The 25083-nt window shown below is 60.8% G+C and carries 27 protein-coding genes; 25 read left to right on the plus strand and 2 right to left on the minus strand.

The genetic code is table 11. The annotated features are described in order from the left end of the window. Window position 1 precedes the first annotated feature (1 nt). On the minus strand, window positions 2-334 hold the full coding sequence (locus V7756_RS04790) for a hypothetical protein (protein ID WP_335609018.1): 333 nt from the start codon (window positions 332-334) through the stop codon (window positions 2-4). Between the two features lie 23 nt (window positions 335-357). Here V7756_RS04790 and V7756_RS04795 point away from each other — a divergent pair, with 23 nt between their 5' ends. From V7756_RS04795 to V7756_RS04915, 25 genes are all read left to right on the plus strand, one after another. Further along, window positions 358-600: a hypothetical protein gene (locus V7756_RS04795; protein ID WP_335609019.1), complete on the plus strand. Its 243-nt coding sequence runs from the start codon at window positions 358-360 to the stop codon at window positions 598-600. Further along, on the plus strand, window positions 593-2827 hold the full coding sequence (locus V7756_RS04800) for a VapE domain-containing protein (RefSeq protein WP_335609020.1): 2235 nt from the start codon (window positions 593-595) through the stop codon (window positions 2825-2827). The genes V7756_RS04795 and V7756_RS04800 overlap by 8 nt, the downstream gene beginning before the upstream one ends. Beyond that, window positions 2824-3198 (plus strand): hypothetical protein, encoded by a 375-nt coding sequence (locus V7756_RS04805; protein ID WP_335609021.1) that lies wholly within the window; start codon window positions 2824-2826, stop codon window positions 3196-3198. Before V7756_RS04800 ends, V7756_RS04805 begins: the two co-directional genes overlap by 4 nt. 592 nt (window positions 3199-3790) lie before the next feature. Beyond that, window positions 3791-4162, plus strand: a complete 372-nt coding sequence (locus V7756_RS04810) for a phage holin family protein (RefSeq protein WP_335609022.1) — start codon at window positions 3791-3793, stop codon at window positions 4160-4162. Next, window positions 4137-4505: an HNH endonuclease gene (locus V7756_RS04815; RefSeq protein ID WP_335609023.1), complete on the plus strand. Its 369-nt coding sequence runs from the start codon at window positions 4137-4139 to the stop codon at window positions 4503-4505. The genes V7756_RS04810 and V7756_RS04815 overlap by 26 nt, the downstream gene beginning before the upstream one ends. A gap of 145 nt (window positions 4506-4650) precedes the next feature. Further along, window positions 4651-5175: a phage terminase small subunit P27 family gene (locus V7756_RS04820; protein WP_335609024.1), complete on the plus strand. Its 525-nt coding sequence runs from the start codon at window positions 4651-4653 to the stop codon at window positions 5173-5175. Beyond that, entirely contained in the window at window positions 5141-6892 is a 1752-nt protein-coding gene (locus V7756_RS04825) for a terminase large subunit (protein ID WP_335609025.1), read from the plus strand. The genes V7756_RS04820 and V7756_RS04825 overlap by 35 nt, the downstream gene beginning before the upstream one ends. Further along, entirely contained in the window at window positions 6889-7080 is a 192-nt protein-coding gene (locus tag V7756_RS04830) for a hypothetical protein (protein WP_335609026.1), read from the plus strand. The genes V7756_RS04825 and V7756_RS04830 overlap by 4 nt, the downstream gene beginning before the upstream one ends. Next, window positions 7080-8309 carry a phage portal protein gene (locus V7756_RS04835; protein ID WP_335609027.1) on the plus strand — a complete coding sequence of 410 codons (1230 nt, stop codon included), beginning with the start codon at window positions 7080-7082 and terminating at the stop codon, window positions 8307-8309. The genes V7756_RS04830 and V7756_RS04835 overlap by 1 nt, the downstream gene beginning before the upstream one ends. After that, window positions 8306-8911: an HK97 family phage prohead protease gene (locus V7756_RS04840; protein ID WP_335609028.1), complete on the plus strand. Its 606-nt coding sequence runs from the start codon at window positions 8306-8308 to the stop codon at window positions 8909-8911. Before V7756_RS04835 ends, V7756_RS04840 begins: the two co-directional genes overlap by 4 nt. Before the next feature lie 60 nt (window positions 8912-8971). Next, entirely contained in the window at window positions 8972-10351 is a 1380-nt protein-coding gene (locus tag V7756_RS04845; protein WP_335609029.1) for a phage major capsid protein, read from the plus strand. Between the two features lie 60 nt (window positions 10352-10411). Beyond that, window positions 10412-10702 carry a hypothetical protein gene (locus V7756_RS04850; RefSeq protein WP_335609030.1) on the plus strand — a complete coding sequence of 97 codons (291 nt, stop codon included), beginning with the start codon at window positions 10412-10414 and terminating at the stop codon, window positions 10700-10702. A 6-nt stretch (window positions 10703-10708) separates the two neighbouring features. Then, a complete protein-coding gene (locus V7756_RS04855) occupies window positions 10709-11248 on the plus strand; it encodes a head-tail connector protein (RefSeq protein ID WP_335609031.1) in 540 nt (179 codons plus the stop codon). Between the two features lie 2 nt (window positions 11249-11250). Further along, window positions 11251-11796 (plus strand): head-tail joining protein, encoded by a 546-nt coding sequence (locus tag V7756_RS04860; RefSeq protein WP_335609032.1) that lies wholly within the window; start codon window positions 11251-11253, stop codon window positions 11794-11796. Then, window positions 11793-12419, plus strand: a complete 627-nt coding sequence (locus V7756_RS04865; RefSeq protein WP_335609033.1) for a hypothetical protein — start codon at window positions 11793-11795, stop codon at window positions 12417-12419. Before V7756_RS04860 ends, V7756_RS04865 begins: the two co-directional genes overlap by 4 nt. After that, entirely contained in the window at window positions 12394-12825 is a 432-nt protein-coding gene (locus V7756_RS04870) for a hypothetical protein (protein WP_335609034.1), read from the plus strand. Before V7756_RS04865 ends, V7756_RS04870 begins: the two co-directional genes overlap by 26 nt. A gap of 42 nt (window positions 12826-12867) precedes the next feature. Beyond that, entirely contained in the window at window positions 12868-13062 is a 195-nt protein-coding gene (locus V7756_RS04875) for a hypothetical protein (RefSeq protein ID WP_335609035.1), read from the plus strand. 24 nt (window positions 13063-13086) lie between these two features. Then, the gene (locus V7756_RS04880) at window positions 13087-13839 is read left to right on the plus strand and encodes a hypothetical protein (RefSeq protein ID WP_335609036.1); all 753 of its coding nucleotides are present in this window, start codon (window positions 13087-13089) and stop codon (window positions 13837-13839) included. 55 nt (window positions 13840-13894) lie between these two features. Beyond that, on the plus strand, window positions 13895-14368 hold the full coding sequence (locus V7756_RS04885; RefSeq protein ID WP_335609037.1) for a DUF4124 domain-containing protein: 474 nt from the start codon (window positions 13895-13897) through the stop codon (window positions 14366-14368). A gap of 60 nt (window positions 14369-14428) precedes the next feature. Next, complete coding sequence (locus tag V7756_RS04890; RefSeq protein ID WP_335609038.1) at window positions 14429-17734, plus strand: tape measure protein; 3306 nt, start codon at window positions 14429-14431, stop codon at window positions 17732-17734. Beyond that, window positions 17734-18165 (plus strand): hypothetical protein, encoded by a 432-nt coding sequence (locus V7756_RS04895; RefSeq protein ID WP_335609039.1) that lies wholly within the window; start codon window positions 17734-17736, stop codon window positions 18163-18165. Before V7756_RS04890 ends, V7756_RS04895 begins: the two co-directional genes overlap by 1 nt. 55 nt (window positions 18166-18220) lie before the next feature. Continuing rightward, a complete protein-coding gene (locus V7756_RS04900; RefSeq protein ID WP_335609040.1) occupies window positions 18221-21769 on the plus strand; it encodes a hypothetical protein in 3549 nt (1182 codons plus the stop codon). Continuing rightward, entirely contained in the window at window positions 21769-22638 is an 870-nt protein-coding gene (locus V7756_RS04905) for a discoidin domain-containing protein (RefSeq protein ID WP_335609041.1), read from the plus strand. Before V7756_RS04900 ends, V7756_RS04905 begins: the two co-directional genes overlap by 1 nt. 135 nt (window positions 22639-22773) lie before the next feature. Continuing rightward, complete coding sequence (locus V7756_RS04910) at window positions 22774-24522, plus strand: hypothetical protein (protein WP_335609042.1); 1749 nt, start codon at window positions 22774-22776, stop codon at window positions 24520-24522. Further along, window positions 24522-24758, plus strand: coding sequence for a hypothetical protein (locus V7756_RS04915; RefSeq protein ID WP_335609043.1), 237 nt, complete (start codon window positions 24522-24524; stop codon window positions 24756-24758). Before V7756_RS04910 ends, V7756_RS04915 begins: the two co-directional genes overlap by 1 nt. 20 nt (window positions 24759-24778) lie before the next feature. On the opposite strand, the gene V7756_RS04920 is transcribed toward V7756_RS04915, so the two are convergent. After that, a complete protein-coding gene (locus V7756_RS04920; protein ID WP_335609044.1) occupies window positions 24779-24967 on the minus strand; it encodes a carbon storage regulator in 189 nt (62 codons plus the stop codon). Window positions 24968-25083: the final 116 nt, after the last annotated feature.

A 25083-nucleotide genomic window follows, 5' to 3' on the forward strand; every position in this document is an offset into this window, starting at 1 on the left:
ATTACCGCTCGTGCTCGTCTGTTTTGATCGTCATCAGAATAGCCAGCCGTTGCAAATAGCTCTGCATGTGCTCGCTGCTGTCGGTGGGAATGCAGCCATCGTTGTAGAGGAAGATGGCTTCCACATTGTCTCGGCCAGCGTGATCGAGCTCGGCCGCCTTGGCGGGGGTCATGCCTTTGAGCTTCACGCCTATTGGGTAATTCTCGTAATCAATCCATTCACCCGTAAAGAACCCGACTGGCTTGTAGTTGCGGTTCAACAGTACGTAGCGGCCATCTTCCTGGCGTTTGAGGCAGTAAGGGAAGTGGGTATAGCGCAAGTTTCCATGCAGCATGTGTAACTCCTGAGGGTAGAACAATGAGAACCATCATCATCTATGCAGAACAAGGTAAGGGCAAGACTCGGAACGCTGAACGGTTGAAGGAGCACTTTGGCTGTGTGGGCGTTGAGGATGATTGGCGGGTGGGTGAGCCGATTATAAGAGGCACTCTGGTGCTGACCAACGACGACGCCGTGCTGGAAATGCCGCTGCCGCCCAATGCTGATCTGTTGCGTCTGGATGCGGCACTCTCGCTGATGGAGGGCCGTCCGCGTGGATAAGGTTATTGATGATGTGATTGCGCAGTTTGAGCAATACGGGCTGCATGTCAAAGCGCCCCTGGTGTTCGGCAAGCTGACCAGGGTGAAGGCTGAGGACGACAAGGCAGGGGAGAAAACCGGTTGGTACATTGCGTACGACGAGCGCACCGAGAGCGGTGAAACCATCATTTTTGGGTCATACGGCAGTTGGCGTGTTGGTGAGACGCAGAAGATCAAGCCCAAGGGTGTGAAGCTGAGTGATGAAGATCGCCAGCTGATGAAAGCCCGGATGGATCAGGCCAAGGCCAAGAAAGCGGAGGCCATCGAGCGCGCCGCCGCTCGTGCTGCCAAGCGCGCCGCCGGCATGTTTGAGCGTATGCCCACAAAGGGCCAGAGCGCCTATCTGCAGCGCAAGAATATTGTGGGTTACGGGCTGCGGTATGCGCCACGGTCAGGCACGTGCCTGGTGCCCATGCGTAATGCGAAGGGCAAGATTGTTGGCCTGCAGGTAATTTACCCCGAGGTGCAAGAGAAGCTGGGGCGCGACAAAACCTATTGGCCTTACGGTGCGGCCAAAGAGGGCGCTTATCACTTGATTGGCCCGCATCCTGAGCCGGGTGAGACCATCTTGATTGCAGAGGGCTACGCTACGGGCGCAAGCCTGCACACGGCTACCGGGCTTGCCACGGCTATCTGCTTTGATGCTGGCAACCTGCTGCCGGTGGGCAAGGTGATCCGCGAGTTGTTCCCGGGCCGGCAGCTGCTGTTTTGCGCAGATGATGACTGGAAGACCAAGCGTCCCAACGGCGACCCCTGGAACCCTGGTGTTGAGAAGGCCGAGAAAGCTGCCACCATTCTGGGTGGCCAGACGGTGGTGCCGCGCTGGCTCGGTGAGCGGGGCGACAAAGAGACCGACTTTAACGATCTGCAGCAGTCCGCTGGTCTGGATGAGGTCAACCGGCAGGTGATGGCGGTGGTACGCCCGGCGGCAGCTGGTGGCTGGAAAGACAAGCTGCAGCGCGCAGAGAGCGGGGCACTACACCCGCATGCGTACAACGTGCAGCTGATACTGGGTAACGATGAGCGCTGGCAGGGCGTGATTGCCTTTAACGAGTTCAGCAGCAAGATCCTCAAGCGCCGTACGCCACCCTATGGCGGTGCCCCTGGCGAATGGAGCGATCTGGATGATGCGCGGGTGGTTATGTGGTTGGCCGAGCAGTACAACCTGCGCGTGCGAGCTACGGCAGTGGTTGAGGCGGTGGCAGTGGTGGCGGCTAACAATGCCTGGCACCCGGTGCGTGAGTACCTTGAATCGCTGGAATGGGACCGCAAAGGCCGGCTCGACTTCTGGCTGACTACGGCAATGGGTGTTGAGCACACGGTGTATTCGCAGAAGGTGGCGGCGCGCTGGTTGATCAGTGCCGTGGCGCGGGTGATGAACCCCGGCTGCAAGGCTGACAGCGTGCTGATACTTGAGGGAGGGCAAGGCGAGGGTAAGTCTACGGCCCTGTCTGTGCTGGGCGGTGCGTGGTTCATGGATTCGCCATTCAGCCTGGGCGACAAGGACGCTTATCAGGCGATCCGGGGCAAGTGGATCATCGAGCTGGGCGAGCTTGATAGCTTTAACAAGGCTGAGAGTACCAAGGCCAAGCAATTTTTCTCTGCTTACATCGATACCTACCGCGAGAGCTATGGCCGCAGAACGGTGGACGTGCCACGCCAGTGTGTGTTCGCAGGCACTACCAACCAGGATGAATACCTCAAAGACACTACGGGCAACCGCCGCTATTGGCCGGTGCTCTGTACGTCTGTCGACATCCCCGCCCTGAAGGAAATGCGCGAACAGCTGTGGGCTGAGGCCGTGTGTCGGTACAAGGCAGGCGAGCGCTGGTGGGTTGAGCGTGACGAGGCCGGCGACTTTGCCGAACAGCAGGATGCCCGCTACATGGTCGATGCCTGGGAACACCCCATCCGTGAGTGGCTGGAGGATCCTAGCCGGCTTGAGATTGTAAAGGGTGACGAAATATTCGCGGACGCGCTCAAGCTGGACCTTGGCCATTGGGGCAAGCCAGAGCAGATGCGTGTTGGCCACATCATGCACCGGCTGGGTTGGCGGCGTAAGCGCTTGCCCGCTGCCGGGCGCAGCGGCATCAGGCCGTGGGGTTACGTCAAGCCGGCCAGCTGGACAGCCGCAGGGCTGGCGGCCGATGAGAAAGAGGTGGAGCGGAAGAAGGAGGATCCCTTTTGATTAAAGCCATTGATGAGCTATTGCAAGCGTGGGCAGAGGAGCACCGGCGAGCTGCCCGAGGCGAGCCGATAGGGCCGCAGGCCGTGAAGTGCAGCCTGGCGGCAGCAATCGATTCAAAGGGTGTGGTGATACCTTCAACGCGCAAGGGTGGCTATCAGGGTGATCCGCGCTTCCCGGTGACGGACCTGGTGGTTAATATGTTGCGCTATGACTTGTGGCGTATCGTTTATGAGCACTATCTTCGGCATCCGGGCGACTACCTGGGGAACGTGCAGCGCCTTGGTTATGGTGGTCGCACCTCATACTATCGGGCGCTGGATCTGGCACATGAGCACATTCGTGACGCTCTGGCGCAGAGAATGGCGGCCTGATGCGCGCTAGCCTGTCTCTCGGTCCCGTTGCTGTCCTGCCGGGTTTTTGCCCAGCAGGTCAGCGCGAGGCCGCAGCCTGCAAGGCTTTGTCTTACTGTCCATCTGTTTCTGCACTTTTCCCCCGCAGGTACACACCCGCATAGATGCGCGCTCACGCGCACGCGCACCCTTACGCGCACATTTATATATTAATAGTGAGACAGTCAGACAATAATATAAATATCATGGGGTTACGTGGACTTTCACTGATTTTGCGTAGCGGGCCAGCAGGACAAACAAAGCCGGTAATGGTGACGGTTTTAGATATTTGCCCGGCGTTTGTAGGTTATTTGCATTGGGTTGATAGGTTATTCACTGGTGGCATTAAGTCCCGCTTGCTGCCATGGGAATGGAGGGGTAAAAAGGTGTCATCTTTGTATTCGTGCGTCCCAAGGGGATGCAACTAACCCGGCCGCCGCGCCGGGTTTTCTGTTTCTGGCGTCTGGCGGGCGGCCACCCTGCCAAGGATACGACGCCACCTGTCACGGCAGCCCTGATGGGCTCCTTCCCCAGCTCAAAGGCTGGGGTTTTTTATTCAACCGCTGGAGGCCGCATGTCTGATCCGAGTAACCCTGCACCACTGGGCAAGGCTATTGCCGAGATCCAGCTGTGGATGGCCATTCTCCTGGCGCTGGCGTCGGGCCTGAGTGGTGAGATGCTGCGAGCGTCCACCCTGGTGAACCTCACATGGAGGCAGCTGGCTGCCCGCATAGGTATGCGCTTCGGGGCGGCTGGGTTTGCGGGTATTGCGGTGTTCATGCTCGCTTTTGCGTATGAGGCCCACCCATACGTGGCTGCAGCGCTGTGCATATTCTCGTCAATGGTGGGCGGTGACGTGGCAAGTAGCTTGTTTGAGCGCTGGGCGTCCAGGCGACTGGGTGTGTGTGAGGTGCAGCAGCATGGCCGCCCCAGCTCAGACGAATAAGATCACCAGCAGCGCGGCTAAGGGCTACGACTACCGGTGGCAGAAGGCGCGACTGGTTTGGTTGAGCGAGAACCCGCTTTGCGCTGAGTGCAAACGGCACGGCAAGGTAACGCCGGCCACGGTGGTGGATCACAAGATCCCGCATCGGCTGGGTCACGCGCTGGAGTCAGGCTGCAAGGTTCTGATTGCTGCAGCTCGCAAGTTGTTCTGGGACCGGAAGAACTGGCAGTCACTCTGCAAGCTGTGCCACGACTCGTACAAGCAGCGAGTCGAGAAGTCTGGCGAGCCTGGCTGCAGCGCTGAAGGCATACCGCGCAACCCTTTGCACCACTGGAATCAGTGAAAATTTCAGGGGGAGGGGGCACCCAAAAGTCTCCAAAGGATCGACTCTCGAACGACGGGGGGATCCTTTCTTGCAAGAGCGCGAAAAATGGGTAGGGGGGGGTATCACTGACTGATGCGCTCCTGTGTGAAATCTGAGGTGATTTATGGCCGGAAACGGAAACTCGGGGCGTACCGGAAAGCCGGCTATCGTCCACCTGGTGAACGGCAATCCGGGGCGCCGCAAACAAGCTGCGCTGCAGGATGAGATGAACAGCCCGGCGGTGCCGGTGGGCGCGCCACCAAAACCCGATTGGCTGACGCCGCTGGCGGGTGAGGAGTGGGATCGGGTGTTGCCTGATCTGCTGACGCTGGGCTTGATCTCGACGCTGGATATGATGGCGCTGGCTTCGTACTGCGAGGCGGTGGCGGATTACCAGATGTTCTCGGCGCAGATCGCTGAGCGTAACGCTGCTATGCAGGGGCGGGGCGATGTGCAGACGTTCGCTACCGGCGCCAAGCAGATCAGCGTCTGGCGGCAGCTGCGCAACGACGCGGAGAAGCGCGCAAACCAAGCTGGCGCGCAGTTCGGCTTTTCTCCGATGGCGCGCCGCAACCTACGGGTGACGGCACCCCCGCAAGGCGAGTTATTCCCCAATGAGCAAAAGGACGCAGCACTCAAATACTTCTGACGCGGCCACGGCGTTTGCCCGTGCGGTTGATTCCGGGCAAGTGGTGGCAGGGCCAGCGGTACGCAACGCCTGCCGCCGCCACCTCAAGGATCTGGAGGTTGGCCCCAAGCGTGGGCTGGCTTGGGATCTTGAGGCCGCCAACCACGCCATTGGCTACTTTAAGGACGTGCTGCGCCTCAACGGCGGGGAGTACGAAGGTAAGCCGTTCAGGGTGTTGGGTTGGCAGGCGTTCGTCATCGGCTCGCTGTTTGGCTGGAAAGGGCCTGACGGGTATCGGCGCTTTCGGACTGGTTACATCGAGACTGCCAAGGGCTCCGGCAAGTCGCCCCTGGCGGCGGGCATTGGTCTGTATGGCCTGACCTCTGACGGTGAGGCCCGTGCCGAGGTGTACGCGGCGGCTACCAAGAAAGATCAGGCGCAGATCCTGTTTCGTGATGCGGTGGCGATGGTGGATCAGTCGCCGCTGCTGGCTACGCGAATCGACAAGTCAGGTGCTACTGGCCGGGAATGGAACCTGGCGCACCACGAGTCTGGCAGCTTCTTCAGGCCGGTGAGTGCGGATGATGGGCAGTCTGGCCCGCGCCCGCACATCGCGCTGCTCGATGAGATCCACGAGCACAAGAACGGCACGGTGGTTGGCATGATGCGGGCGGGCACCAAGTCCCGCCGGCAAGCGCTGATCCTGATGATCACCAACAGCGGCAACGATAAGCACAGCGTGTGCTGGGAATACCACGAGTACGGCGCGCGTGTATGCCGCGCTGGTGCTGCTGGTGCTGGCCCCAGCGATGGCCACTTTGACGACAGCTTCTTCAGCTTCATCTGCGATCTGGATGAAGGGGACGACCCGTTCAAAGATGAGGCCTGTTGGTACAAGGTAAACCCCAGCCTGATGGATGGGATACCGGGCCTCAAGTATCTGCGCGAGCAGGTCACCGAAGCCAAGGGCATGCCCAGCAAAGTGGCCACAGTGCGGCGCCTTAACTTCTGCCAGTGGGTGGAATCGGCAAGCCCCTGGATTGGCCGCGAACCGTGGGAGGCTGCGCAGGATCCTATCGGCATCGAGCATCTGCTGGGCCGGCGCTGCTGGGGTGGGCTTGACCTGTCGAGCACGCAGGATCTCACCTCTCTGGTGCTCACGTTTGAGCCCACCGACGACGATCCGTTCTGGCGGGTGCTGCCGTTCTTCTGGCTGCCCGAAGACGGGCTGCACGAGAAGGCCGAGCGCGACCGCGTGCCCTACCTGGCCTGGAAGGAAGAGGGCTGGCTGCTCACCACGCCGGGGCGCGCAATCAACAAGCTGCACGTCATCCACAAGCTGGTGGAAGTTGCTGACCAGTTCGACCTGCAGGGCATCGCCTACGACCGCTGGCGGATTGAAGATCTCAAGATGCTGATTGAAGAGGAAGGCTGCAGCCTGCCACCCCTGGTGCCGTTCGGTCAGGGCTTCAAGGACATGAGCCCGGCGCTTGATGAATTTGAGATTCGTTTGGTGAATGAGCGAGTGCGGCACAACGGCAACCCGGTATTGACCTGGAACGCCGCCAACGCCGTCACCACCAGCGACCCGGCCGGCAACCGCAAGGTGGCCAAAGACAAGGCCACGGGCCGCGTGGACGGCATTGTGGCGTCGATCATGGCCACAGGCTTAACCATCCGTGAGGATGAATCTGACGGCCCTTCCGTCTACGAGACCCGAGGAGTCCGTTCACTATGAAGATGAAAGCGCGAGACCTGGTTGCTGATGCAGGCGGTGTGATCGGTGCGGGTGCCCTGTCTTATGGCGCGTGGCTGGTCTACCAGCCTGCAGGCTTCATTGTGTGTGGCCTACTGTTGCTGGCGTTTGCCTGGCTGATGGGAGGTGTGCGTGATGACCCGGCGTCCTTGGATGAGGGGCAAGGCTAATGGCGATCTTCAACAACCTGCGCCGATCCGAGCGCCGCTCGGTTTCGGTTGTGCCGAAAGAGGTATGGCGCAGCCTGCTGGGTGGTGGCACCGCCTCTGGTATGACCGTCACCGCTGACCTGGCTATGAAGCTCAGCACGGCTTATGCCTGCGTGAGTCACCTGGCAGACAGCATCGCTATGTTGCCGCTGAACTTGTACCAGGACGCCTCTGACGACGGCCGCAAGAATGCCGAGCAGGCGCGAAACAATCCGCTGTACCACATCGTCAAGCATCGGCCGAACCGCTGGCAGACCTCGTTTGAATGGCGCCGGATGATGGCTGGCCACATGCTGCTGCGCGGGAACGGGTACAGCCGGATCATCAGCCAGCAGCGCGGGGTGGATGAGCTGATCCCAATGCACCCGGATCGAACCATCCCGTTCATGGGTGAAGATGGCGATATTTATTACCACTACCAGCCCTTGCGTGGCCCGGCGCTCACGCTGCTGCGCGAAGAGGTACACCACTGGCGCGCCTTTGGCGGCGACCTGCTGGCGGCGCCATCGCCTGTGCAACTGCATGCCGAGACCATTGGGCTATCGCTGGCGGCGCTGGAGCACGGCGCGCGTGTGTTCAAGAACGGCGCTATCAGCACGGGGTTGTTGAAGCACCCCAAAACGCTGAGTGATCCGGCCTTCAATCGCCTGCGTGCCAGCTTTGAAGAGAAGTACGTGGGGCTGGCCAACCACCATAAGCCCCTGCTGCTTGAAGAGGGCATGAGTTTTGAAAAGCTCAGCATGAGTGCCGACGAGGTGCAGATGCTGCAGACGCGGGTGCATCAGGTTTCTGAGGTGTGCAGCATCTGGCGGATGAACCCGCTGTTGATCGGCCACGGCGACAAAACCTCAACCTGGGGCACCGGCGTTGAGCAGATTACTATCGGTCACCTGACGTTCACTGTGTCGCCTCTGCTGCGCATGATCGAGCAGGCAATGCAGCGCGACCTGCTTAGCGAGCGTGATCTGAATACCGGCCATTACCTGCGCTTTACGGATAACGCGCTGCTGCGGGTTGATATGAAAACCAAGGCCGAGTATTACAAGGCGGCCATCGGTGGCAACAACGGCCCCGGCTGGATGGATCGCAACGAAGTGCGCGGCCTGGAAGATCTCAATTGGCGTGAAGGACTTGATGAGTTTGTTGACCCGGCCGCCTACAAAAGCCAGCCCAAAGAGGGGGGAGCATGAAAAAAGACTTTGAGCGGCGCTTTTACAAGCCGCAGGAAATGCGGCTGCAGGTGCCCGATGAGGGCCAGCCCACGCTGATTGGTGGCCATGCTGCAGTGTTCAACCAGCGCTCCGAAGACCTGGGCGGCTTTGTTGAGCAGATCGCACCAGGTGCGTTTGCCAGCAGCATTGCCAGCCGCGATATTCGCGCTCTGCTGAACCACAACGCGGATCTGATCTTGGGGCGCTCCACCGCTGGCACCTTACGGCTGGTAGAGGATGATGTGGGTCTGAATATCGAGATCGACACGCCCGACACCAGCTACGCGCGTGACCTACTGATCAGCATGGGGCGGGGCGACATTCGTGAAATGTCGTTCGGCTTTCTCACCCTGCAGGATCATTGGGAGAAGATCGGGGACGTGTGGGTGCGCACGCTGATGGAGGTGGAGCTGCACGAAGTGAGCCCCGTCACCTTCCCGGCCTACGGCCAGACGACTATCTCGGCGCGCAGCATGGATAACTGGAAAGAGGCGCAAGGCTCTGAAAGCCCGCCGCCCGACCCGCGCATTATGCAGGATGAGCACCGCCGCCTGCGCCTGCAGTTGCAGCGCGCAAGCTAAGCCAACCCTAAACCCATACCGGCCCGCATCAGCGGGCTTTTTTGTGCCCGCGAGGATGATATGTCTAAAGACATGAAAGAACTGCGCAACCAGCGCAACCAGAAGTTGGAAGAGGCGCAAGGCATCGTTGATGCTGCTGAATCCGCAAAACGTCAACTCAACGATGAGGAGCGCGGCCAGTTTGATGCGCTCATGAAGGACGCCGAGACCATCGCGGCGGATATTAAGCGACATGAGCAGCTGGACGAGCAACGCCGTCAGCAGGCCGGGAAGGGTGTTACTGGCGCCGAGCTGGGCCTGGATGAGCGCGAGATCAACCGCTTCAGCGTGGTGCGCCTGATTCGTGCGCTGTCCAATCCGCAGGACGCGCGCGCTCAGAAAGAAGCGGGCTTTGAGATTGAAGCCTGCCAAGAGGCCGCCAAGCTGCAGGGCCGCTCTACGCGCGGCATCGTCATCCCTTCTGATATGGGCATGGCGCCGGGTGTGATGGCCCGCCTGGAGCGCGAAGGCCGCTCTATGCTGATCCCGGTGGAGGTTTTGAGCAAGCGCTCCCAGCTGAACGCAGGCACGCCTACCGCTGGCGGTAATCTTGTGGCGACAGATCTGCTGACCGGCAGTTTTATTGACAGCCTGGAAAACCAGCTGGCTCTCACCGGCCTGGGCATCACCACCTTGTCGGGTCTGGTGGGTAATGTGCAGATCCCCAAGAAAACCGGCTCTGCGCAAACCTACTGGCTCGCCGAAGATGATGAGGTGACGCCTTCCGGTGCGAGCGTAGGCCAGGTGGCATTGACGCCCAAGACCATCGGGGCGCTGACCGATTACAGCCGGCAGCTGATGCAGCAATCCAGCATGAGTGTGGAATCCTTTGTGCGCATGGATCTGATGCGTTCCTTGGCGCTGGGCATTGATCTGGCAGGCATCGCTGGTTCGGGTGCTTCCAACCAGCCGCGTGGTGTACTGAATCAAAGCGGCATCGGCAGCGTGCTGGGCGGTACCAATGGCGCCGCACCCAGCTGGGAAAACATCGTGCAGCTCGAAACTGAGGTGGCGGTGGATAACGCCGACATTGGCTCGCTGGGTTACCTCACCAACGCCAAGGTGCGTGGCAAGCTGAAAACCACCAAGGTTGATGATGGCTCCGGCATGTTTGTGTGGGATCGCATGAGCCCCAACACCCCGCTGAACGGTTACCGCGCAGCGGTCAGCAACCAGGTGCCGGGCAACCTGACCAAAGGCACTGGTACCGATCTGAGCGCCATTCTGTTTGGCAACTGGGCCGACCTGGTGATGGGCCTGTGGGGCGGCCTGGATCTGCTGGTGGATCCTTACACCGGGGCCGGCGCTGGCAAGATCCGCGTGGTGGCCTTCCAGTCGGTTGACTTCGCTCTGCGCCATGCTGAGTCGTTTGCCGCCATGAAAGACGCCATCACCGAGTAAGCCTCGGTACTTCCCTCCAAGGCCGCAGGGGCTCCCTGCGGCCTGATGACTGGTGAGCACATGAAAATCAAAGCACTACGCAATACCTCGGCATCCGGCAAGGATATCGAGAAGGGCAAAACCTACACCGCGCCCAAGGATCTGAGCGAGGCCGACGCCAAGTTACTGGTGCGTATTCGCAAGGCCGAGCTGGTTGAGCCGGAAGCGTCGGACGATACCGGCAAGACCAAAGGCAAGGGCGGCAAGGCTGCGGCCAAGACTGGCCCTGCAGCTGCCGGTGATCCTACGCTGGGCGACGTTGCCCCCGCGCCTGTAGAGCCTGCCCCACCAGAGACGTCACCCACCGAGTAACTTGCCATGCATATTCGACTGAGCCGCACAGCAGCGCCGGCTGTTGAGCCGGTCACCGAGGCAGAGGCAAAGGAACAGTGCCGGGTGCGGCATTCACAGGCTGACTTACGCTTGGCCCGGCTTATTACGTCAGCCCGTGAGCAGGCAGAAGGCCGCACGCGGCGGGCGCTGATTACCCAGCAGTGGGAGCAATCACAATGCCCTGGTGCGGCATGCAGCATTCCGCTGCAGCGCTGGCCCGTGCAAGAGGTGCTGTCAGTGCATGTTGATGGCGCTCTGCTGGACCCCAGCGCCTACCGCGTCAATACCGGGGAAGAGGCCAGCGTGACTGCCAAGTCCGGGCATTGGCCGGGCGAAGAGGTGGTGATCAGTTATCAGGCCGGCTATGGCGATGATCCCGGCGATGTGCCGGCCGGCCTGCGTGACTGGATGCTGGTTCACGTGGCTGACGCCTATGCCAACCCCAACGCGATTGTGATTGGCACTATCTCCGGGCGGATGACGTTCGTTGACGACTTGCTCAATCCATTTGTTGTGCCGAGGTAGCCATGCGCATTGGAGCGATAGATACCCCCGCCGACCTCTTGGAGCTAAGCCCTGATCTGCAGCCCGTCACCATCGACTGGCTGTGGGTTGGGATCCGCGCCAAGGAAGGCACCACCCCTGCACCGGCAGGCTTGCGCAGTAGCGCGCAAGTGACTGTGCGTGCCTGGTGGGATGAGCGATTGCTGCAGGGGCGTTACCTGCAAGCGGATGGGCGGTTGCTGCACATCGACAACGTGCGGGATCTGCTGGGTAGTCAGGTTGAGGTGCAGATTTCAGCCACTGAGCTGGTTGGTGCCCCGGCCATGTATACGCCGCAGGGTGGTACCGCCATAGCCTGCCGTGCGTTCTTGCAGTATGAGGCGCCGGTGCTTGGCGAGATCGGGCAGGTGGTGGATTACAAGACGCGGGCAGAGGTGGCGCTGATCGAGGTGGGCCGCCCGCAGCAAGGCGACACGCTGCAGGTTGGTGCACGGTCGTTTGTAGTAATTGATTACGCCGATGAAAGTGATGATGGCGTGATCCGTGGTCTGTGGCTGGAGGCGGTATGAGGCTTTCGCTTGATGTTAAGCAAATCAAGGAAGCCGAGGATGTGTTGCGTGGGTTGGGCCGTTCTGTTGACCCTGTGTTGCGTGGCACGCTGAACAGCACCGGCTCTTACGCCCGCACCAACGAATTTGGCCCGCCGCTGCGCAAATTGTTCAGGCGCAAGGGGCGGGTATCGCGCGGGTTGGCCCTCAAGCGTGCTGGCACAAAGCGTCATGAAGCACGAATCATTGCGGCGTCTTCCGGTGTGGAGGTGCCCGAGTACGCGCGCTGGGGTTACACCCCTATATCGCCAACTCGCGCGGTGGTGTGGGTGGCTGGCCTCAACGGGCACAAGGTGGCCGCAGGCTTTGTTAACCCGGCAGGGAGCAAGCGCGCGCCATTGCGCACGCGCAGTTCCCGCAAAGCCAAGGTAGCCAAGCTTGGAGGCGCGCAGCGCGACTACCGTTACAACACGGCGCGACCTGAGACAGCCCTGGGGCCGTCATTGGCTTACTGGTTTCAGAGCGTAGTGAGTCAGGGGGCGATCAAGCGAGTTAACGAATTCATGCTGGCTGAGTTCGACCGCCGGCTGAATGCCGAGATAAACAAAGGGGCAAGCGATGACGCGTGGCGCAGACCTTACTGATGCGCTTGAGCAATGCCTGCAGGGCATCTCTCAGGCAAACGGCTACCACACGAACATTCAGCACGTGTATGCCGATGGCAACGGCAAGCCAGACAAGGCCCCACTGCCTTGCCTGCTTTTTGAGCTGGGCACCGACCTCACGCAGGAGCGCAAAGGCAAGACTGCCAAGCGGGTGGTGCAGTACCGGATTGAAGCCTTCTTCTCGCGCTCAGCAACGGTGCGCGATGTGCAGCTGTGCCATCACGACATTCTGAAGGCCTTGGGCTACGACCAGCTGGTGCCGCGCAAACAGTTTGGCTTGGCCGCCATTCAGGATGAACAAACCGAATACAGCCCCGCGCAGGAAGGCAGCACCCTCAAGGGGCTGGTGTGCGAAATAGCTGTGAACTACGTGGAGAACTACTAGCCCCACGTGCCCCGCCATAAACCCCGCAAAGCGAGACCCCGCATGACAAAGATCAATGTAAAGCAGCCGTTCAACTTCACCTGTGGCGGCGTCACCAAGCATTACAAGGTCGGTGAGCAAGACGTACCTCAGCCGGTAGCAGATCACGCTGCAAAGCAGGGCTTTGATAAGCCCAAGGCAGCAGCAAAGCCAAAGGCAGAACCCGCGTTGGTAGCCGCTGACAAAGCAACCAAGTAACCATAGCTCAGGAGTAACACCGCAATGGCACAAATCGACCGTTCGTTTATTGGCGAGGGTATCCCGTATGCCCGCGCCTATGGCTCGCAGGATCCGCTGATTGATATCGGCAACTGTGATGCCTTCAATCTTGGCTTTGCCACCAATCGCGTAACCTTGCCCAACTACCGGGGCGGCGGAGGTAATCGCAACGTCAATGAAAAGGTGACTGACGTTACCGCCACCATCGGCTTGTTCGACCTGACTGCCACCAACCTGGCGCGCGTTACCCGCTCTTCCATTCAGGCTGTCGCCGCCGGCGAAGTGGTGGCAGAGCCAGTGGCGTGTGCTGGCGTGGAGGGGGAGCTTATCCCCTTTAAGCACCTGCCCGATCTGAGCGCGCCGGTCACCATAGTGACGGCGGCGGATGAAGCCCTGGCGGCTGGCACCGACTACTTGCTTACCCCGCATGGTGTGATCGTCACTGGCAGCACGGCCATCACCTCGGCTGGCATCAAAGCCACCTACACCAAGCTGGCGGCCAGCGCGGTGCAGATTCTCAATGGCAGCCAGGTGGAGCTGGAGATGTTCATTGCCGGCCTCAACGATGCACAAAGCGGCGAGCCCTACGCGCTGCGCTTGCGCCGCGTGAAGTTTGGCATGCTCAGCGAGCTGCCAGTGCTGGGGCAAGAGTACTTGAAGCTGGAAGGCCCGGCAGAGCTGCTGGCCGATCCGCTGGTGCTGAGTAACGACATTTCCAAGTTCTGCCAGATGGATTTGGTGACCAAGGCGGCTTAAACCCAGGCCATCATTAGGCTATGCTTCTCCCTGACTTGATCAGGGAGGAGCAATCATGAAATCAATAGGGCTCTTAGTGGTTTTGGCGGCAACGCTCTGGGGCACCAGTGCTTTGGCTCAGGTATACCGTTGCGCGGGGCCGGATGGTTCTACAGTATTCAGCCAGCAAGCGTGCCATGATGGCGGCGCGGGAGAGCCGGTGAACGCTACCAATCGCCCGCCAAGCGGGGACTCAGATTACATACCTTGGGGTGATGTTAGCGCGTTGCCGGATAGGCAGGAGCGCTCATCGTCGCGAGTTAATGTCGTTGGTGGTGGCTTCAAGTGCAGTGATTTGTCGGCACAGGAAATACGCACCGCCACCGTTCAGGAGCGGGCATTGATTGGCATGAATACTAAGCAGCTACAGGCCGCTCTTGGATCGCCATTGACCATTAATGATAGTTCCTATGGTAATGATCAGTGGGTTTACCCTGGTCGACTGTATATCTATGTGAACAAGCAAGGATGCGTGGAGTCGTGGAACTGACTTCCGAAAGCTTTGAACCCACCCCGCATTTGCGGGGTTTTTTTTGCCCGGAGAAAACCTATGGCAGGCATCAAAGACCGCCTGATTCAATTCATCCTTCGCGGCAAAAACGATCTGTCCGCGCCGGCTGACGAAGCGGCAGCATCGCTGGATGCAGTCAAGAAAAGCGGCAAGGGTCTGCGCGATGAGCTAGAGAAAGCCAAAACCGCGCAAGGCTTGGCGCTGGCTCTGAGCAATACCACCAGCCAGGCCGAGCGTGTGCGGGTAACCCTTGAGCGCACAGAGAAACGCGCGGCAGAGTTGCGCGACGAGCTCTCGGCCAGCCCTGGCAGCAAAGGGCTGGAAGTAGCACTGCAGGCGGCCGAGAAGGAAGCTGCCGGCGCTGCTCGTCAGCTGGATAAGCTGACGGCAGATCTGCGGGACGTTGAGAAGGCGGCCAAGGACGCGGGAGTAGATACCGACAACCTGGCTGACGAAGAGCGCCGCCTGGCTTTAGAGGTAGACAAGGCCAAGCGGGCCGTTAGCGATAATACAACCGAGCTCCGCCAGTTGGAACGGCAGCAGCGCGCCGCTGCCAAGGCGGCTGAGGAGCATCGCGGGCGCGTCGACAGTGTGCGCTCTGCCATGTCCTCCGGTGCAAAGCAGGTGCTGGCCTTCGCCGCCGCTTATATCTCGCTCAATGCTGCCTTTGGTGTGGTGCAGCGCGGCCTGAACCTGGTGCGCGACGGCATCTACTCGATGCTTGCTACTGGCGACCAGTTTGAAGGCATGCAGACCCAGCTTACCGCGCTGATGGGCTCCATTGAGGGAGGCGAGAAAGCTACCGAGTGGATCAAGCAGTTCACCCGTGACACGCCCCTGCAGCTGGAGGATGTGACCCAAGCGTTCACACTGCTCAAAGCGTTTGGTCTTGACCCGATGGATGGCACGCTGCAGGCCATTACCGACCAGTCCGAGAAACTGGGCGGCGGTATGGAGAAGCTGACCGGCATCAGCTCGGCACTCGGCAAGGCATGGGCCAAGCAGAAGCTGCAGGGTGAAGAGATTCTGCAGCTGGTTGAGCGTGGCGTGCCGGTGTGGGATCTGCTAGAGAAGGTGACGGGCAAGAATACCGAGCAGCTGCAAAAGCTCAGCAGCGCCGGGAAGCTAGGCCGCGATGTTATCAGTGACCTGATCAAAGAGATTGGCAACGCAGCGGAAGGCTCGGCTGCTGCCAACATGACCCGCCTGACTGGCATCGTCAGTAACCTGAAAGATGTGGCAGTAGACTTTATGAATCGCATCGCCAAAAGCGGTGCGATGGAATACGTCAAGGATCAGCTGCGGGCGGTGGCTGATACGCTGGATGAAATGGACAAGGATGGCCGGCTGGACAAGCTGGCCCAATCTCTAAGTACTGCCTTTGTGCAGGGTGCTGAGAAGGTCAGGGAGTTTATTACCGAGCTGGTTCGGATTGACTTCAAGTCGTTGACCGACGACTCCACGGGGTTTCTGAACAACTTTGGCGCTGCTATCGACGATGCGGCTTTGCGGGTCAAGCTGTTCATCGCGCCGTTCCGCACCTTCTTCAACGGCTTGACCTCTGCGTTTGCGGTAGTAGGCGCTGCCGGTGCCAAGTTTGCCGAGCGCCAACTGAGCTTCTTCCAGCGGATTGCTGATGCGATACCGGCCATGCTGGGTGGCGACAAGATACGCGCCAAGCTGGATGAGACTCAAGCGGGCTTGCAGGCAATGTCAGCCGCGATGCTGGCTCAGGTAGAGCAGGATGGCCAAGACATTCGCAATGCCTGGGATACCAATGCTGACCACGCGGTCCGTGCCGAGCAGAAAGCGCAGTCCGAGCGGGTCGAAGTGGCCAAGGCGGCTACCGATCAGCAGCGCATGATGAATCAGGCGTTGGTCGATGAGATGATCATCGGCCACCAGGTGGTAAAGAACGCAGCGATTGAGGCCGCAAACACCGGTGTCAAAGCAATAGCCAGCTTCGCCGAAGCCCAAAAGCTGATCGATACCGCCAGCACCGTTGCCCAGCTGGAAGGCCTGCGCACCGCTATGCGCCGCGCATACCAGGAAGGGGCGATCACCCAGCAGGAATACGCAGCCGGCCTTGGCATTGTTGCCGACAAGCTGGAAGCCATCGGAGGCGAATCCGCCAACACAGCCAAATCACTCTCTGATGTGATCGCCGAACTGGAAGACTTCGCCGGCGTACAAAAGGCCATTGGCAACGCCAAAACCGATGTTGATATCAGTAAGCTGCGCTCTGCCATCACCAAACTGTATGAGGATGGCAAGCTCACCGTTGACGAGTACACCAAGGCCGTCGCGGATCTGGATAAGCAGCAGGCCAAGCTGACCCAATCCACCGGCGACCAGGCAGACGCGCAGAGCAATCTTGAGAAACAACTGCAGCGCGTGAGTGACGCCCTGGCCACGCAGGCCGAGGCCGAGGCGGCAGCCGCAGCAGCGCGAGAAGAACAGCAAGCCGTCTTCCGCGACGCCTTCAGCACCTTCTTTGACGACGTGATGACCGCCGCCCGGTCGCCCTTGGCCGAGCTGAGCAGTAAGGCGCTGGAGGCGTTCGATTCGCTCAAGGGCATCAGCAGCGTTGATATCGATCTGGACACCAGCAGCCTGGAAGGTACGGCGGCATCGCTCGCCCTGGTGAATGAGAAGGTGGGCGAGCTGCAGGCCGGGCTCGATGACCAGTTCCGTGGGCCATTCGCGCGCTGGGCAGATGAAACGCTGTTCGCCAGCCGTCAGCTGCAAAAGCGCTTTCTTGAGCAGACCGCCGCGCTGCAAACCCTGATGCAGGGGTATGACGCCGGCACCCAGACCTTGGTTGACTTCACGCGCGAAGCCAAGCAGGCCCGGCAGGATCTCGATCTGCTGGAAGATGCCGAGCTGCAGCAGCTGGATGCGGCCATTGCCAGCGCATCCCAGCGCATGCAGGAGCTGGGCAACAACAGCCGCACCACGCTGGATGGTCTGCGCGATGAGCTGGACCGGCTACAGGGCAACACCGAGGCCATTGAGAAACGCCGGCTCGAAAGCCGCCAGCGCGAGCTGCAAGCACAAATGGCCGAGGCCCGCGCAGCTGGCAATGATGAGGCGCTGCGCAACCTCGGGGAAGCCATGAGCGTATTGCAGGCCATCAACAACGAGACGCGCCGCGCCCAGCGCGAGCAGCCAGCGGCGGCGGCCCCACCGGGCGGTACCGCGCCTGCTGCGCAGCAGTCTGCCCAGCCCAGCCGGGTGATCCGGCTGGAGTCGGCGCGCGGCAGCGCGGTGGATGTGGCAGTGGGCGAAGGGCAGGAAGATGCGCTCCTGGGCATTCTTGAGCAAGCTGGATTGAGGACTGTGTAATGCCTTTGACACTCGCAGGCATCGACCTGGCGGCAGATCCGGCGCTGGCCGGCGAACAGATGGAATGGGTGGACGAGTACGAATGGGACGCCATCGAGCAAAGCCAGGAGCGCGGCCTTACCGGCTCGCTGATGATTCAGCAGGGCGTGAAGCTATACGGCCGGCCCATCACCCTGCAGAGCAACGGCGGCGCCTGGTTCAACCTGGCTACCGTGCGCGCGCTGGAGGCGCTGCGGGATCAGCTGGGCACTATCATGCTGCTGACCCTGCCGCGTGGCGATCAGCACTACGTAGCCTGGAACCGGGCAGACGGGCCACCGCTCAAGGCCACGCAAGTGTTCAGGGAGCTGGACCCTGAGGCCACTGATTATGAGCTGACCCTGCGGCTGATCACCGTGGCGCCACCACCTGAGCCAGACCCAGAGCCCTGAACAACATGACCCAGAAGCCCGCCGCGTGCGGGCTTTTTTATGCCCGGAGAAAAGCATGACCATCAACGTCGATGACGTAAAAATCCTCAAATCCCAGCGCCTGACTGATGAAGACGATGGCGGCGGGCGCGCCACCGGCGAAGCTGTTGTAGATGGCGAGGTGAACAACCTATTCTCTGATATCAGCCGACTGGATCGCACCCTGGGCCGCATCGCGCTGCGTAAGGTGTTTGCCGGCGTGCTGACCGAGAATGCAGACCCATACCTGGGCGCGCACTCCATTGTCACGCAGGCCCCGGCTGACCCGCGTGTGGCTGTGTTGCTGTTCAACTCCGGCAGCCAGACCGATGTGCGTTCTGATGCCCGCTCGGTCATTGAGGGCTATGTGGTGCCGTCGACAGTTGCGCAGTTTGAGCTGCTGGGTGACCAGTTCGCTGGCCAGCGTGCCATCACCGGCATTCAGCGCGTAGAGGCACGGGTGCCCGAGGTGGGCGATGTGTTCCAGTTGGTTGCGGGTGCCAGCAGCCAGTATGTGCGCGTGCAAGCGCTGGAGCCCACGCTGGAAGAGTTTATCTATGACTACGGCAACGGCAACTTTGTAAACTTCACCCGTCGCCGCCTGGCCATTACCATCAGCGCGCCGCTGTCTGCCAAATTTCCGGGCGGGCAAGCGGTGCCTGCCGGCACCACGGCCAAGAACCTGGCCGGGGAAGATAAAGCCCTGGTGCTGGCCACCCAAGTAGCAGACTCGGCCCGTTACTACGGCATCAGTGCGTTGGCGGCAGACATCACCGCAGGTGACCTGAGCATTGATGTAGCCTCGGTCTACTCTCAACTGGTACCCAGTGCCGTAAAAGAGAGCGCCCTGGTCAACCAGATCGGCGGGGCCCGCAAGCGCTTCATCGTGCCGGCCAGCCCCAACAGCCGCACCATCAACTTGACGTTTGCGCAGGTGGTGGCCGGCCAGAGCCGCAGCTTCATCACCCACGGCGCAGCCCTGGGTAGTCTGTCGCTCAGCATCAACGGCGGCGTATATGCCGATGAAGGCCAAGGCGAGCTCACCTGGCGCAGCGGCACCAACAGCTTCACCCGCATTACCATCGATTACGAAACCGGCGAGCTCAACGCCTACCGGGCCAGCACCTTCACTGGCAGCGCAAGCCTGACCTATCAGCCCGCTGCGGCGGTCACTGGCCAGTCGATCACGGGTGAAATTGAAATCACCCTGGCAAGCCGTGGCTTTGCGTACACACTCAACCTGGCAGATGCCAAGCCGCGCCCCGGTACGCTGTCTGTCAGCTTCATGGCGCTGGGTAAGTGGTATGAGCTGCTCGACCTGGGCAACGGCGAGCTGAGCGGCGAGGGCAGTGGCACGGTAGATTTTGCTACCGGCGCCGTAAGCATCAGCCTCAACGCGCTGCCGGATGTGAACACCAGTCTCATTTACACCTATGTGGGCCAGGATGACGACAACCTGCAGACGCACGTGGGTAGCGGTGGCGCACCCATCATCCGCATAGCGCATCAGCTGCCGTTCGACGGGATCGAGGCCGGTAGTGTTGTTGCCACGGTGATGCAGGGCGGCGGGAGCAAAACCCTGACCGATAACGGCGACGGCACTCTGAGCGGTGATGCCGGCACCGGCACCATTGCCTATGCCAACGGCATGATCAGCCTGGTGCTGAACAGCACGCCAGACCAGGGCAGCGCAATCGTGTTCGACTTCGAGCGGGCAGACGTTGATATTGACGTACCCCTGACCGGCAGCCCGGACGGCGGCGGCATCATCACCGGCACCATTCCCGGCGCGCCGCTGCAGCCTGGCTCTGTGCAAGTGCGCTGGCAATCCAGCCAGGATGAAAAAGTGCCAGCGGGAGAGGGCACCTTTGTTGGCACCACCCAGGTGGACTACGAAGCAAACGACGACGGCGCCGGCAACTGGGTTGGCTTCACTGGCAGCATCAACTACAGCACCGGCGCGTTCAGCCTCAAGGTAGAGCAGCAGTACGACTACACCGAGTTTTACACGGCATACAAAGAGGGCACCTTTACCCGGCCGGACCGCGTGCCCTACATGGCCAGCATCGTTCAGCCACGGCAAGAGATATTCGGCGGCACGCTGATGGTGCGCGCGCAGGAATCCGGCGCGACCTTTGAGGCGCAAACCGACAGCGTGGCAGCGCCCGGCCTGCAATGGGATCTGCTGCCAGCGGTGGGTGACCCCATTGTGCCCGGCAGCTTGATACTGCAATGGGGTGCAGAGACCTACGTGGACCGCTCCGGCATTCTGTTTCGCGGGCTCAGCACCACCACAAACGCCGGCACAGCCGTGGGCACAGTGGATTACGCCAGCGGCGTGGCCACGCTCACCAGCTACCCGGCCGGCCAGAGTGGCGCGGTAACCCGCGTGGCCTGCCTCACCGCGCGGGCCGGCTTCAGCACCACTGATGCCGTATTTCGCACACCAGGTGCCCCGCTGCGGCCGGCAAGCGTGCAGGTGACGGTGGTTCGGGCAGATACAGCGGAGATCATCACCGCTACCGCAGCCCTCAATGGCGACATAAACGAGGGCATTGTGCGCGGCACTGTTGATAGCCAAACCGGCATTGTGCGCTTGCGCTTCACCACAGACCCTGGCGACGAAACCGGCGCCAGTGACGTGCCGGTGATTGCGAGCCTGCTGAAGTACAACGCCGTAGTGCAAACCAGCTTGCCCATGTCCGCAGAGCTGCTGGGCCTCGACCCTGTGCGCCTGCCGGCGGATGGTCGCGTGCCCATCTACCGCGATGGCGACGTGCTGGTGATTCAGCACACTGCAGAGGCCGAGGCCACCCCAGTGGCTGGCGATACGGTGCAGCTGCCGCGCATCTACCAGGCGGCCATTGAGGTGTTCGACGCTAGCGGCGTGGCCCTGCGCCCCGATCAGTACACCACTGACCGCGAGCTGGGCACCCTGAAATGGGCAGATCCGCTGCTGCTGGAAGACGCCGAAGGCAACCCGCTGACGGGGCCCCTGGTAATCCGTGACCGCATAGAGCACATGACCGTATGTACCGAGGTGCAAATCACCGGCGCCCTGGGCATCGGCTCGCCCGTGCCTTGGGATATGCCAGCGGGTGAAACGGTCGTCAGCAGCGCTGTGACCTGGGGCGACCTGCAAGCGCGGGTATACAACTGGTTCACCCAGCAAACCTGGAACACCGGCGCGCCCAACTGGACCGACACCCAGCAGGGCAACAGCACCACTGCGCAGTTCAACCTGCTGAACTACCCGGTCGAGATCACCAACATCGGCTCGATCAGCGGCAAGTGGGCAATCATCTTCACCGGCTCCACCACCTTCAACGTGGTTGAAGAGAAGCTGGGCGTGCTCACCACTGGCAGCACCGGCAGTGATTGCGCGCCCATCAACCCAGCTACCGGCTCGCCTTACTTTGTTATCCGCGCGGCGGGCTGGGGTACTGGCTGGGCCGCTGGCAACGCCGTGCGCTTCAACACAGATGCATGCCTGGGGCCGATGTGGGTGGTGCGCACTGTGATTAGCGGACAAGGCACGGTCGAGGATGACCAGTTCAAACTTCAGATTCGTGGGGATGCTGACTGATGAGTGAAGATAATCTGCTGGGTGGCGTGCTACAGGCGCAGGTGCGGGTGGAGAGCTTGCCCGCAGCGCGCCAGATTGTCGCGGTAGAGCGTCAGCTGGATGGGACTTGGCGGGTTTGTGGTAACGCGCAAAGTGGTGTGGATGGTCTGGCGGATCTCACTATTTTGGCTCAGTCAACGTCTGACATCTATGCTCTGGCTGTCGATGACTGGGGCCAGCCATGGGAATCGGATTTGGTTGTTGCCGTGGGTGGCCTGGTGCGTCCGACTAACTTTACAGGTTGGTTGTACCGTGTCACTCAATCCGGCACTTTGCCTACAGCTGAGCCCGAATGGTGGAATAGTTCGTCTATGGGGCCGCAACCGGTCGGGGATGCGGCTCTTGAGGCGGAGCGCTACTACCAGCCGATTGCGCATGGCCCGCTGCCAATCGAGCTATCTACTGGTTTGACGTATCGGTACTGGCGCGTTGCTTTCCAAAGCACCAGGGATGCGGGAAGTTTTAAAGCCGCTATCGCAGAAATCGAGTTCAAGCTGACCGGAAAAGTTGTAGGTGGGAGCGCATTTTCATCAAGCGACCTTGGTGACGGATATGAGGCGTCGGTTGCTTTTGATGGGCTAGCATCTACGTCCTGGACCTGCGCCTCGGGATCGGCTTTACCCCAATGGGTAGGATTTATGTTTGACGACAGTGTTGACGTGAGTGAAGTTTCGTTGCGTGCTGGCGACAATGCAATAAGGGCGAACCGAGCGCCGGCTGCCTTTGTTGTGGAGTGCTCTTCGGACGGAATTACCTGGGTAGAGAGAGCAACCTTTTCTGAGGAGCCAGCGTGGGGTGTGAGCGAGAGCCGAACTTGGATGCTCAACTAGAAAAGCTAAGGTGCCGCGATGCTAGCTGTATTCGAATTAGGGGGAGGAGGTAGAAGTGCTCCGTATGTGCCTGAGTTGGCGGCATATTTTGATTTTATACAGGGCACTCGTCATGTATCGCCACCGCAGTTGGTCGTGTCGTCATCCTGCGCCTGGTCTCGTCCATCATTGCAGCGCGCCTGCCTTGCCGGCGTCGATTGGGGCACGCCCGCCACCCACGACACAGACCGCAAAGCAGCATGGGGCGCCGCCGCAGCTGCAGATCTGCAACGTGGTGGCGTCTGGTCGGGCGTCCCGGCCAAGGATGGCGTGCAGGGCGTCGGTTGGGATCAGGTCGCCGCCCAGGGCGAGAACGCGGCTTCGGCCTGGGGTGATCTACCTGCGAAGGACCAAGGCGCGGCGCCGGGGTGGGATCAGAGCATTCAGCCTGCCGAGGTGCACGTGCGTTTGGTTTATCGCCCCCGTGTGCCAGAGAAGGATCAGGGGCTGGCGGGCCGCTTTCAGCGTAGCAACGAATACCGGCCGCGCGTGGTGGAGCAGCAGAGCGACCAGCTTTACGCCCCACAACAGCAACCCCTGGCATTCGTGTTTGAAGGTGGGTTGTACACGCCGCGCACTAGCGGGGCGGTGTTCTTCTCCTTCGCCTTGCCGGCGGTAAAAGCAGGCCAGATCGCGCCGGTGGATGCGGGCACAAGCTTGCCGATCCGCCCGGCCCGACAGCTGAACCTGTTCCGCAGCTTGCTATGGGGTAGAGCCACCCCGCTGGACCCGGTGCCAACCGGCATCGAGTACCCAGACTATGAAGGCCCCATCACCATCATCACCCCGCCGGCCGAGCCGGATATTCTGGAGACCTACATGATCGCCAACAGCGTCAGCGTTGTGGTGCTGCCTGCCCGCGTACCGCTGGATGCAACGGGCATTCGCATCGGGCGCGATATCGACAGCTTTGCCTGGACGCTCACCGCGCAGCTGTTTGGCCGCACATCGCTCAACCAGGTGCGGCCAGATGCAGCCGGCCCCAAGGAAGTAGAGGTGACCATCAACGGCCACACCTGGGTATTCCTCATCGAGCGTTACAGCGGCACCGGCAAGCTGGCAGACGAACGCTACACCCTCACCGGTGTAAGCCGCACCCAGCTGCTAGCCGCGCCCTACGCGCCGGCCCGCAGCAAGGTGAACACGGCAGATATCAATGCCGAGCTGGCGGCCAGCAATGAGCTGATCAACACCGGCTTTACCCTCGAATGGGACACCTGGACGCTAGGCCCGCCAGACTGGACTATGCCGGCCGGCGCTTATAGTTATCAGGGCCAAACGCCAATGCAAGTGATCGCCGCGCTGGCCGAGACCGCCGGCGGCGTCGTCAGCCCCGCGATGGCCAGCGATGAACTGAGCATTTTGCCGCGCTATCGCGAACCGGTCTGGCAGTGGTCCAGCGCAATCATGGATCGCATCATCCCGGCGGCCATCATCAGCGACTGGGGCAGTGAGTGGCAGCCGCAGCCGGAGTGGAACAGCTGCTATGTAAGCGGTACCAACTACGGCGTATCTGTCGACGTGCGCCGCGCCGGTACCGCCGGCGACAATCCCGCCCCGGATGTATTCACGGATTGGATGACCGGTACCGACCCGGCCCGCAGCCGAGGAATTGCTGAACTGTGCAAAGGCGGCAACCAGGAGATAGTCACCCTGAACCTGCCGCTGTTCCCAGCAGAGACTGCGCCCGGCCTGGTAACGCCCGCGCAGCTGTGTGAGGTACGCGACGTCGAGGAAACCTGGCGCGGCCTCTGCCTGAGCACAGAGATCACCGCAGAGGGCGTGGGCGCAAGCCGAGTTAAACAAACGCTGCGGTTAGAGCGGCATCACCGGGAGGGCGCGTAATGGCAACGGTCAATCCCTGGAAGCGCTTCATTGGCCTGCTGCCCGGCGGTGCCCGCACAGTCGGCACCGTCGCCAGCATCAACACCAGCGCCGGCACCACAACACTCACCCTGCGCAACGGAGTGGCCGTGGTGGTGCAGGGCACCAGTGTGGGCGTAGGGCAAAAGGCGTTCGTGTCAGACGGCCAGATCACCGGCCAGGCACCGAGCCTGCCGCAGTATGACGTGGAGGTGTAGAGGGTGCTTTAACGCCGGCTTTAGCCGTGTCGCTCTTCGAGCCTGTCAATCATGGCGTCGCTCTCTACCAGTTCACCACGCATGACTTTAACGGTTTTGGGGGCATCAACACCCAGCTGGCAGCGGTTTGATTCGGCGTCAACGATGACGATGCTGATGTCGTCTCCAATGTTGATTGCTTCGCCCAGGCTGCAGGTTATTAAAAGCATATTGAGATTCCTTCTCGTGTGCTGTGCTGATGTTTTGTGCACGCAAAATACTGCAGTGCCTGTTTTGCGCTGTCTGTAACTGCTGGTTAAAAGTGCTGTTCATTTCACACAACCGC

The organism is Halopseudomonas sp., from assembly GCF_036961105.1.
Lineage (GTDB): Bacteria > Pseudomonadota > Gammaproteobacteria > Pseudomonadales > Pseudomonadaceae > Halopseudomonas.

What these genes read in the sequence shown, in the direction of transcription:
- V7756_RS04835 (WP_335609027.1), top strand. Translation starts at nt 7,080, where the DNA reads ATGGCGATCTTCAACAACCTGCGCCGATCCGAGCGCCGCTCGGTTTCG.
- V7756_RS04810 (WP_335609022.1), top strand. Translation starts at nt 3,791, where the DNA reads ATGTCTGATCCGAGTAACCCTGCACCACTGGGCAAGGCTATTGCCGAG.
- V7756_RS04865 (WP_335609033.1), top strand. Translation starts at nt 11,793, where the DNA reads ATGAGGCTTTCGCTTGATGTTAAGCAAATCAAGGAAGCCGAGGATGTG.
- V7756_RS04790 (WP_335609018.1), bottom strand. Translation starts at nt 334, where the DNA reads ATGCTGCATGGAAACTTGCGCTATACCCACTTCCCTTACTGCCTCAAA.
- V7756_RS04870 (WP_335609034.1), top strand. Translation starts at nt 12,394, where the DNA reads ATGACGCGTGGCGCAGACCTTACTGATGCGCTTGAGCAATGCCTGCAG.
- V7756_RS04920 (WP_335609044.1), bottom strand. Translation starts at nt 24,967, where the DNA reads ATGCTTTTAATAACCTGCAGCCTGGGCGAAGCAATCAACATTGGAGAC.
- V7756_RS04900 (WP_335609040.1), top strand. Translation starts at nt 18,221, where the DNA reads ATGACCATCAACGTCGATGACGTAAAAATCCTCAAATCCCAGCGCCTG.
- V7756_RS04815 (WP_335609023.1), top strand. Translation starts at nt 4,137, where the DNA reads ATGGCCGCCCCAGCTCAGACGAATAAGATCACCAGCAGCGCGGCTAAG.
- V7756_RS04885 (WP_335609037.1), top strand. Translation starts at nt 13,895, where the DNA reads ATGAAATCAATAGGGCTCTTAGTGGTTTTGGCGGCAACGCTCTGGGGC.
- V7756_RS04915 (WP_335609043.1), top strand. Translation starts at nt 24,522, where the DNA reads ATGGCAACGGTCAATCCCTGGAAGCGCTTCATTGGCCTGCTGCCCGGC.
- V7756_RS04830 (WP_335609026.1), top strand. Translation starts at nt 6,889, where the DNA reads ATGAAGATGAAAGCGCGAGACCTGGTTGCTGATGCAGGCGGTGTGATC.
- V7756_RS04850 (WP_335609030.1), top strand. Translation starts at nt 10,412, where the DNA reads ATGAAAATCAAAGCACTACGCAATACCTCGGCATCCGGCAAGGATATC.
- V7756_RS04860 (WP_335609032.1), top strand. Translation starts at nt 11,251, where the DNA reads ATGCGCATTGGAGCGATAGATACCCCCGCCGACCTCTTGGAGCTAAGC.
- V7756_RS04905 (WP_335609041.1), top strand. Translation starts at nt 21,769, where the DNA reads ATGAGTGAAGATAATCTGCTGGGTGGCGTGCTACAGGCGCAGGTGCGG.
- V7756_RS04855 (WP_335609031.1), top strand. Translation starts at nt 10,709, where the DNA reads ATGCATATTCGACTGAGCCGCACAGCAGCGCCGGCTGTTGAGCCGGTC.
- V7756_RS04845 (WP_335609029.1), top strand. Translation starts at nt 8,972, where the DNA reads ATGTCTAAAGACATGAAAGAACTGCGCAACCAGCGCAACCAGAAGTTG.
- V7756_RS04890 (WP_335609038.1), top strand. Translation starts at nt 14,429, where the DNA reads ATGGCAGGCATCAAAGACCGCCTGATTCAATTCATCCTTCGCGGCAAA.
- V7756_RS04825 (WP_335609025.1), top strand. Translation starts at nt 5,141, where the DNA reads ATGAGCAAAAGGACGCAGCACTCAAATACTTCTGACGCGGCCACGGCG.
- V7756_RS04875 (WP_335609035.1), top strand. Translation starts at nt 12,868, where the DNA reads ATGACAAAGATCAATGTAAAGCAGCCGTTCAACTTCACCTGTGGCGGC.
- V7756_RS04840 (WP_335609028.1), top strand. Translation starts at nt 8,306, where the DNA reads ATGAAAAAAGACTTTGAGCGGCGCTTTTACAAGCCGCAGGAAATGCGG.
- V7756_RS04820 (WP_335609024.1), top strand. Translation starts at nt 4,651, where the DNA reads ATGGCCGGAAACGGAAACTCGGGGCGTACCGGAAAGCCGGCTATCGTC.
- V7756_RS04880 (WP_335609036.1), top strand. Translation starts at nt 13,087, where the DNA reads ATGGCACAAATCGACCGTTCGTTTATTGGCGAGGGTATCCCGTATGCC.
- V7756_RS04895 (WP_335609039.1), top strand. Translation starts at nt 17,734, where the DNA reads ATGCCTTTGACACTCGCAGGCATCGACCTGGCGGCAGATCCGGCGCTG.
- V7756_RS04795 (WP_335609019.1), top strand. Translation starts at nt 358, where the DNA reads ATGAGAACCATCATCATCTATGCAGAACAAGGTAAGGGCAAGACTCGG.